General features: G+C 69.5%; 8 protein-coding genes. 7 read left to right on the top strand and 1 reads right to left on the bottom strand.

Annotated features, from left to right (window positions below; translation table 11 throughout):
- Nucleotides 1-140: 140 nt before the first annotated feature.
- The 4 genes from AC1D2K_RS25615 to lipA all read left to right on the top strand — a co-directional run bounded on the left by AC1D2K_RS25615 (nucleotide 141) and on the right by lipA (nucleotide 3078).
- Nucleotides 141-1046 (top strand): D-amino acid aminotransferase, encoded by a 906-nt coding sequence (locus tag AC1D2K_RS25615; protein ID WP_478092022.1) that lies wholly within the window; start codon nucleotides 141-143, stop codon nucleotides 1044-1046.
- A complete protein-coding gene (locus AC1D2K_RS25610; protein ID WP_478092021.1) occupies nucleotides 1043-1336 on the top strand; it encodes a YbeD family protein in 294 nt (97 codons plus the stop codon). The genes AC1D2K_RS25615 and AC1D2K_RS25610 overlap by 4 nt, the downstream gene beginning before the upstream one ends.
- Nucleotides 1336-2013: a lipoyl(octanoyl) transferase LipB gene (gene lipB / locus AC1D2K_RS25605; RefSeq protein ID WP_478092023.1), complete on the top strand. Its 678-nt coding sequence runs from the start codon at nucleotides 1336-1338 to the stop codon at nucleotides 2011-2013. Before AC1D2K_RS25610 ends, lipB begins: the two co-directional genes overlap by 1 nt.
- A gap of 84 nt (nucleotides 2014-2097) precedes the next feature.
- The gene (lipA, locus tag AC1D2K_RS25600; RefSeq protein ID WP_478092019.1) at nucleotides 2098-3078 is read left to right on the top strand and encodes a lipoyl synthase; all 981 of its coding nucleotides are present in this window, start codon (nucleotides 2098-2100) and stop codon (nucleotides 3076-3078) included.
- Here lipA and AC1D2K_RS25595 read toward each other — a convergent pair.
- Entirely contained in the window at nucleotides 3075-3902 is an 828-nt protein-coding gene (locus AC1D2K_RS25595) for a dienelactone hydrolase family protein (protein ID WP_478092017.1), read from the bottom strand. The two genes, lipA and AC1D2K_RS25595, sit on opposite strands and share 4 nt — an antisense overlap.
- 94 nt (nucleotides 3903-3996) lie before the next feature.
- Between AC1D2K_RS25595 and AC1D2K_RS25590 the strand changes: the two genes are divergently transcribed.
- The 3 genes from AC1D2K_RS25590 to AC1D2K_RS25580 all read left to right on the top strand — a co-directional run.
- Nucleotides 3997-4977, top strand: coding sequence for a GlxA family transcriptional regulator (locus AC1D2K_RS25590; protein ID WP_478092015.1), 981 nt, complete (start codon nucleotides 3997-3999; stop codon nucleotides 4975-4977).
- Nucleotides 4978-5064: 87 nt separating this feature from the next.
- Nucleotides 5065-6609 (top strand): class I adenylate-forming enzyme family protein, encoded by a 1545-nt coding sequence (locus AC1D2K_RS25585; protein WP_478092014.1) that lies wholly within the window; start codon nucleotides 5065-5067, stop codon nucleotides 6607-6609.
- A partial coding sequence (locus tag AC1D2K_RS25580; RefSeq protein ID WP_478092012.1) for an SLC13 family permease occupies nucleotides 6590-7403 on the top strand: 814 nt, incomplete at its 3' end. The genes AC1D2K_RS25585 and AC1D2K_RS25580, both read left to right, overlap by 20 nt.

The following is a 7403-nucleotide window of genomic DNA, read 5'->3' as shown; positions in this document are numbered from 1 at the left end:
CTACAAAGCCATTGATTATAAGTAAAAACCCATGGCATTCCGCCAGCCCGCTCGGCGGAGTGGGAAAAGTTCCCTTGGCGTGCACCGAGGGATCCGCAAGCCGCTTGGGAAAGGCCCGAGCGCCCCCACCATAATTCCTCATGCACCCGATCACCGACGCCCTCCCCGACGCCCTCTGCTACCTCGACGGCAGCTACACGCCGCTGCGCGACGCCAAGATCAGCGTGCTCGATCGCGGCTTCATCTTCGGCGACGGCGTCTACGAGGTGGTGCCCGCCTACGGCGGCCAGCCCTTCTGCTTCGACGAACACATGGCGCGGCTCGAGCGTTCGCTGGCCGAGCTCCAGATCCGCAATCCGCTCTCCACGGCGCAGTGGCGCGCGATCGCCATGCGGCTGGTCGACGCCGCGGCACCCGCGCAGCGGGCGGGCATGCAGGGCATCTACATCCAGGTCACRCGCGGCGTGGCGCCGCGCGACCATGCGATGCCGCAGGGCCTGCAGCCGACGGTGTTCGTGATGGTGAACCCCATGAAGCCGGTCGCCGATGCGGTGCGCGCCAAGGGCGTCGCCTGCGTGAGCGCGCCCGACTTCCGCTGGCAGAAGGCGCACATCAAGACCACCAGCCTGCTCGGCGCGGTGCTGGCGCGCCAGATCAGCGTCGAGGCCGGCGCCGCGGAAACCATCATGTTCCGCGACGAGGGGCTCAGCGAGGCCTCTTCCAGCAACGTCTGGGTGGTGAAGGATGGCGTCGTGAGCGGTCCGCCCAAGGACCAGTGGGTGCTGGCGGGCATTCGCTACGGCCTGATCGAGCGCCTCTGCGCCGACGCCGGCATCCCCTTCACGCTGCGCCGCATCGCCCGCGACGAGGTCTTCGGCGCCGACGAACTGCTGCTGTCCTCGGCCAGCAAGGAAGTGCTGCCGGTGGTCACGCTCGACGGCCGCAGCATCGGCGCCGGCAGCCCCGGCCCGATCTACCAGGCGCTCTACGCCGGCTACCAGCGGGCCAAGGCCCGCAGCCCCCAAGACCAAGGAGTTCCCGCATGACCACCGCACCCGACGCCCCGCTCGACGCCCGCAAGGARTCGCTGATCGAGTACCCCTCGAAGTTCCCGATCAAGGTGATGGGCGCGAAGGCCGACGGCTTCGTGCACGCCGTGACGCAGATCGCCGAGCAGTTCGATCCGCAGTTCGACGCCACGACCGTCGAGCTGCGCAACAGCAAGGCCGGCAACTACCTGGGCGTGACGATCACGGTCACGGCCACCAGCCGCGAGCAGCTCGACGACCTCTACCGGGCCCTGTCGAGCCACCCGATGGTGAAGGTGGTGCTCTGATCGCTGCGCTCCAGACGCGGCTGCTCGGCCGCGTCGACTACGCCCCGACCTACGCGGCGATGCGGCAGGCGACGCTGGACCGCAGCGCCGACAGCCCCGACCAGTTGTGGCTCTGCGAGCATGCGCCGGTCTACACCCAGGGCCTGGCGGGCAAGGCCGACCATGTGCTGAACCCCGGCGAGATCCCCGTGATCCAGACCGACCGCGGCGGCCAGGTGACCTACCACGGCCCCGGCCAGGTGGTGGCCTATCCCCTGATCAATCTGAAGCGGGCCGGCTACTACGTGAAGGAATACGTGTACCGGATCGAGGAAGCCGTGATCCGCACGCTGGCCCATTTCGAGGTCACGGGGCACCGCGTCGCCGGCGCGCCCGGCATCTACGTGCGCCTGGACGATCCGTTTTCGCATGCCGCGCTGACCGGTCCGCGGCACCCCGCGGACCCCTTCCGCGGCCTCGGAAAGATCGCCGCGCTCGGCATCAAGGTCAGCGGCCACTGCACCTACCACGGCGTCGCGCTCAACGTGGCGATGGACCTGGAACCCTTCACGCGGATCAACCCTTGCGGCTACGCGGGGCTCCAAACCGTCGATCTTTCTACAATCGGCGTTCAAACAACCTGGGACGAAGCCGCGCAGGTGCTGGGCAGCAAGCTCGGCATCTACCTCGCGCCCTGAGCCCCGTCAAAGAGAAGCCATGAGCACAGCGCCGGACCGCTCCAAGCAAGCTCGCACCGCAGTGCGCAGCACGGAGGTTATTCAATGAGCACACTCGACGTTGTCCGCGACCCCCAAGGACCCGAAAGCTACAACCCCCTCGCCAAGCAGAAGGCCGCGGCCAAGCTGTCGCGCATCCCGGTCAAGGTGGTGCAGGGCGAGGTGCTCAAGAAGCCCGAGTGGATCCGCGTCAAGGCCGGCTCGCCGACCACCCGCTTCTACGAGATCAAGCAGATCCTGCGCGAAAGCAACCTGCACACGGTCTGCGAGGAAGCCTCATGCCCCAACATCGGCGAGTGCTTCGGCAACGGCACCGCCACCTTCATGATCATGGGCGACAAGTGCACCCGGCGCTGCCCGTTCTGCGACGTCGGCCACGGCCGGCCCGATCCGCTCGACACCGACGAGCCGCTGAACCTCGCCAAGACCATCGCCCGGCTGCGCCTCAAGTACGTGGTGATCACCAGCGTCGACCGCGACGACCTGCGCGACGGCGGCAGCCAGCATTTCGTCGACTGCATCCGCAACATCCGCGAGCTCTCGCCGCAGACGCAGATCGAGATCCTGGTGCCCGACTTCCGCGGCCGCGACGACCGCGCGCTCGAGATCCTCAAGGCCGCGCCGCCCGACGTGATGAACCACAACCTGGAAACCGCGCCGCGCCTCTACAAGGAAGCGCGCCCGGGCAGCGACTACCAGTTCAGCCTCAACCTGCTGAAGAAGTTCAAGGCGCTGCACCCTCAGGTTCCGACCAAGAGCGGCATCATGGTCGGCCTGGGCGAGACCGACGAGGAGATCCTGCAGGTGATGCGCGACATGCGCGCGCACGACATCGACATGCTGACCATCGGCCAGTACCTGTCGCCCAGCAGCAGCCACCTGCCGGTGCGCCGCTACGTGCATCCCGACACCTTCAAGATGTTCGAGGAAGAGGCCTACAGGATGGGCTTCAGCCATGCGGCAGTGGGCGCCATGGTGCGCAGCAGCTACCACGCCGACCAGCAGGCCCACGCCGCCGGCGTCTAGCGGGCGACGGCCAAACGCAGGGCGAAGAACGACAGGATCTCGTCGCGCGCGGCGATCGTCGGCTGGCCCGCCTCGTCGATCAGGTGGGCGGTCACCACGCTGTGCGGGCTCGCGACCACCTGGGCGAAAAACGGCGCCAGCGCGTCGCGGTTGGCGGCGCTGTGCGGCAGCACGCGCGCAATGAAGCGATCGCCCAGGGCCTCGGCGTAGGCGGCGAAGCGCTGGCCGGTGCAGAAGCGATCACCCTCGAAACGGTAGGCCATGACGGTCAGGCCGTCCCGCTCCAGGCGTCGCCGAACCGCGGCGAGTTCGTCGGCCGCGCTTTCGATCCCGGCCGGCTGGTCCAGGGGCAGCGACGGCTGGCACAGGACCGGCGCGAGCACCGAGGCCTCGAGCGTCATCGTCAGCGCGAAGTTGCCGGTGAAGCACATCCCGATCGCACCGACGCCCGGGCCGCCGCACTGCTGGTGCGCCAACCTCGCCAGCGCGCGCAGCCACTGGGTCACCGGGCTCGACCGGTCGGCCGCGAAGGCGCGGAACTCGGCGCTGACGCATGCCCGACGGAACGTGGCCGTGGCCTCCTCGACATCCGGCACCGCCCCATCGCGGCCGAACAGCGAAGGCATGTAGACCGTGAATCCCGCGTCCCGGACCCAGCGGCTGAAGCGCGCGACATGCGGGCTGATGCCCGGCATCTCGGTCATGACGATCACCGCCGGGCCGGCGCCCGCCACGTGAACCACCTTGGCGACGCCATCCAGGGTGATCTCGCGCGAATCGAAGTCGTCGAGCGGATCGTGGGCATTCAGATCGCGTTTCGGCACAGGGGGACCTTTCTTGGTTTCAGGCCTTTGATTGCAACCGGCCGGCCGCTAGACTGCCAGTGTCCATTTAGACGCTTATCAGGCGTTTTCAGCCATGCACGACTTCACCGTCCTGGTTCTGCCCGGGGCCTACGGCACCAGCGTTGCCGTCACGCTCGATATCCTGAATGCCGCGGCCGCGCTCGCGCCCCGGGTGAAGATGCCGCAGCCGACCTGGCGCGTGCTGTCGCCGGATGGCGCCGCAGTCGCGCTGAGCGGCGGCCTGCAGGTGGCGACCGCGGCCCTGCCCGGCCGTGTGCGGGCCGATGCCTCGACCTGGATCATTCCCGGCCTGGGCGTGGACAAGCCCTCCGAGCTGGCGGGCCGCCTGGCGAGCGACGACGCCACGCGCGCGATCGACGCGGTCAGCCGGCACGGCGCGCGGGGTGGCGCGGTGGCGGCCTCGTGTTCGGCCGTGTTCCTGCTCCAGGCGGCAGGCTTGCTGCGGCAACGGCGGGTCACGACCTCGTGGTGGCTCGCGCCCGAGCTGCGGCGCGTCGAGCCCCGGTGCGTCGTGGACGCGGATCGCATGGTGTGCGCCGATGGGCCGGTGATCACCGCCGGCGCCGCGTTTGCGCAATCGGACCTGATGCTGCACCTGCTGCGCACGCGCTTCGGCACCGCGCTCGCCGATGCGGTCGGCAAGGTGCTGCTGATCGACGGGCGGCAGGCGCAGGCCCCGTTCGCCGTGCCGTCGATGATGTCCAACGGCAATCAACTGGTCGCCCGTTTGACGCAACGCATCGAGTCGGCCCTGCCCAGGCCGCCCAGCGTGGCGGTGCTGGCCGAAGAATTCGCCATGTCGCAGAGGACGCTGGCGCGGCACGTGCGCGCCGCCACGGGCCAGGGTGCGCTGGCACTCGTGCAGAGCGTGCGGCTGAACAGGGCACGCATGCTGATCGAATCGAGCCGGATGACGATCGAGCAGATCGCCACTCAGGTCGGCTACGAGGATGCGACGGCGTTGAGGCGACTCATGCGCCGGGCGGCCGGCGCCACGCCGAGCAAGTTTCGCTCGGGCTGGCAAACGGCCTGACGCCGGGTGCCGCCGCGCTCGGGTCCGCCGCGTAAGATTCGCGCTGACCTTGCCGCCATCGCCCGACCCTTTGGAGCTAACGAAAAAATGAGCCATTTCGAGGCCGCCATCCGCCGCKACTTCGGCGTGATCGCCGATCTGATTTCCATCCACGCGCAGCGAGCCCCCGAGCGGCCCGCACTGGCCGATGCCGCGCGCGAACTGAACTACGGCGCGCTCGATGCGCTGATGGACCGCATCGCGGCCAGCCTGCAGCGAGACGGCCTCGGTGCCGGCGACGCGATCGCGATCTGCGCGGCGTCGAGCGTCCACTACGCGGCCGTGTTCCTCGGTGCGCTTCGTGCCGGCATCGCGGTCGCTCCGCTGGCCCCTGGCTCCACGCCCGCCAGCCTGGCGCGGATGATCGAGGACGCCCAAGCGCGCGTCCTGTTCGTCGATGAAGCCTCCGCGGCAGTGATCGGGCCGGCGGCCGAAGGCGCCATCCCGCGCATCGCGCTCGATGGCTCCGCGGCCGGCGGCGACTTCGAGCGCTGGCTGGCACCGGCAGGCGTCAGGCCCGCCGCGGTCGAACCTCAGCCGGCCTGGCCCTTCAACATCATCTATTCGTCGGGCACCACGGGCGAGCCCAAGGGCATCGTGCAGGGCCACGGCATGCGCTGGGCCCACGTGCAGCGCGGCGCCACGTACGAGTACGGGCCCGAAACAGTCACGCTGCTGTCGACGCCGCTCTACTCCAACACCACGCTGGTCGTGTTCTTCCCGACGCTCGCCTTCGGCGGCTGCGTGGTGCTGATGCCCAAGTTCGACGCCGCGGCCTACCTGAAGCTGGCGGAGGACCGCCGCGTGACCCACACCATGCTGGTGCCGGTGCAGTACCAGCGCCTGATGGCACGCCCCGATTTCGATGCCCACGACCTCGCCAGCTTCAAGTACAAGTTCAGCACCAGCGCGCCTTTCAACGCGGCGCTCAAGGCCGACGTGCTCAAGCGCTGGCCCGGCGGCCTGATCGAGTTCTACGGCATGACCGAAGGCGGCGGCACCTGCATCCTCGAGGCCCACCTGCACCCGGACAAGCTGCACACCGTGGGCCGGCCGGCCGAAGGCAGCGACATCCGGCTGATCGACGAGGAAGGCCGCGAAGTCGCCCGCGGCGAGGACGGCGAAGTGGTCGGGCATTCGGCCGGCATGATGGTCGGCTACCACCGCCAACCGGCCAAGACCCGCGAAGCCGAGTGGTTCGATCCCACGGGCAAGCGCTTCATCCGCACCGGCGATGTCGGCCGCTTCGACGACGACGGCTTCCTGACACTGTTCGACCGCAAGAAGGACATGATCATCAGCGGCGGCTTCAACATCTATCCGAGCGACCTCGAGGCCGTGGTGCGCGCCCATCCGTCGGTGGCCGACGTGGCGGTGGTCGGCGTGCCTTCCGAGCAATGGGGCGAGACGCCGGTGGCCTTCGTGGTGCGCCGCGGCGGCGACGACACGACGGCCGAGGCGCTGCTGCAGTGGACCAACGACCAGCTCGGCAAGACCCAGCGCCTGGCCCGCCTGCAGTTCATCGACGAGCTTCCGCGCAGCGCGATCGGCAAGGTGCTCAAGCGCGAGTTGCGTGAGCTCCCCGCGCGCTGACGCCGGCCCGGACGCTGCCGAGCACGGCGGCGGCCATGGCCTGCTGTGGGTGCTGCTGGCCGCCGCCGTCCTCTTCGCGCTGGTCCGCCCGCGCGCACCGATGGACTACCTCCGGCTGGTCGACTGGCAGACCCTCGGCGCGCTGGCCGGTCTGCTGGCGATCACCCAGGGCGTCGAGCGCAGCGGCATGCTGCAGGCCGCCGCGGCGCGGCTGCTGGCACGCACCACGGACCTGCGCCGCCTGGTGCTGCTGCTGGCCGCCAGCGCCGCCGTGCTGTCGGCGCTGGTGACCAACGACGTCAGCCTGTTCCTGCTGGTGCCGCTCACGCGCGTGCTCGCGACCCAGGCGCACCTGCCGCTGGCGCGGCTGGTGGTGATCGAGGCGCTGGCGGTCAATGCCGGCTCGGCACTGACGCCGATCGGCAACCCGCAGAACCTGTTCCTCTGGCATCGCTCGGGCGAGAGCTTCGTCGGCTTCGTGGCGATGATGGCGCCGACCGTGGCGGTGATGCTGTTCTGGCTGTTCGCCGCGATCTGGTTCATGGTGCCGCGGGTCCCGATCGCGCTCAAACCGGCGGCGCGCGACGCGGCACCGGTGCAGCCGCGCCTGCTGGCGCTGTCGGGCCTGCTGTTCGTCGGCTTCGTGATCGCGCTCGACCGCCATTGGCTGCTGGCCGGCCTCGGCATGGTGTTCGGCGCCTTCCTGCTGCTGCGCCCGCGCGTGCTGCTGGGCATCGACTGGGCCCTGCTGGCGATCATCGCGCTGATGTTCGTCGACCTGCGCCAGTTGGCCG

This window comes from Variovorax sp. P1_H12_2 (assembly GCF_056405335.1).
Note: the sequence above shows the minus strand (reverse complement) of the source record. Positions and strands in the feature narration are given on the sequence as shown.

Excerpts from the sequence above, each read along its gene's own strand:
- lipA (WP_478092019.1), top strand. The coding sequence starts at position 2,098 with ATGAGCACACTCGACGTTGTCCGCGACCCCCAAGGACCCGAAAGCTAC.
- AC1D2K_RS25590 (WP_478092015.1), top strand. The coding sequence starts at position 3,997 with ATGCACGACTTCACCGTCCTGGTTCTGCCCGGGGCCTACGGCACCAGC.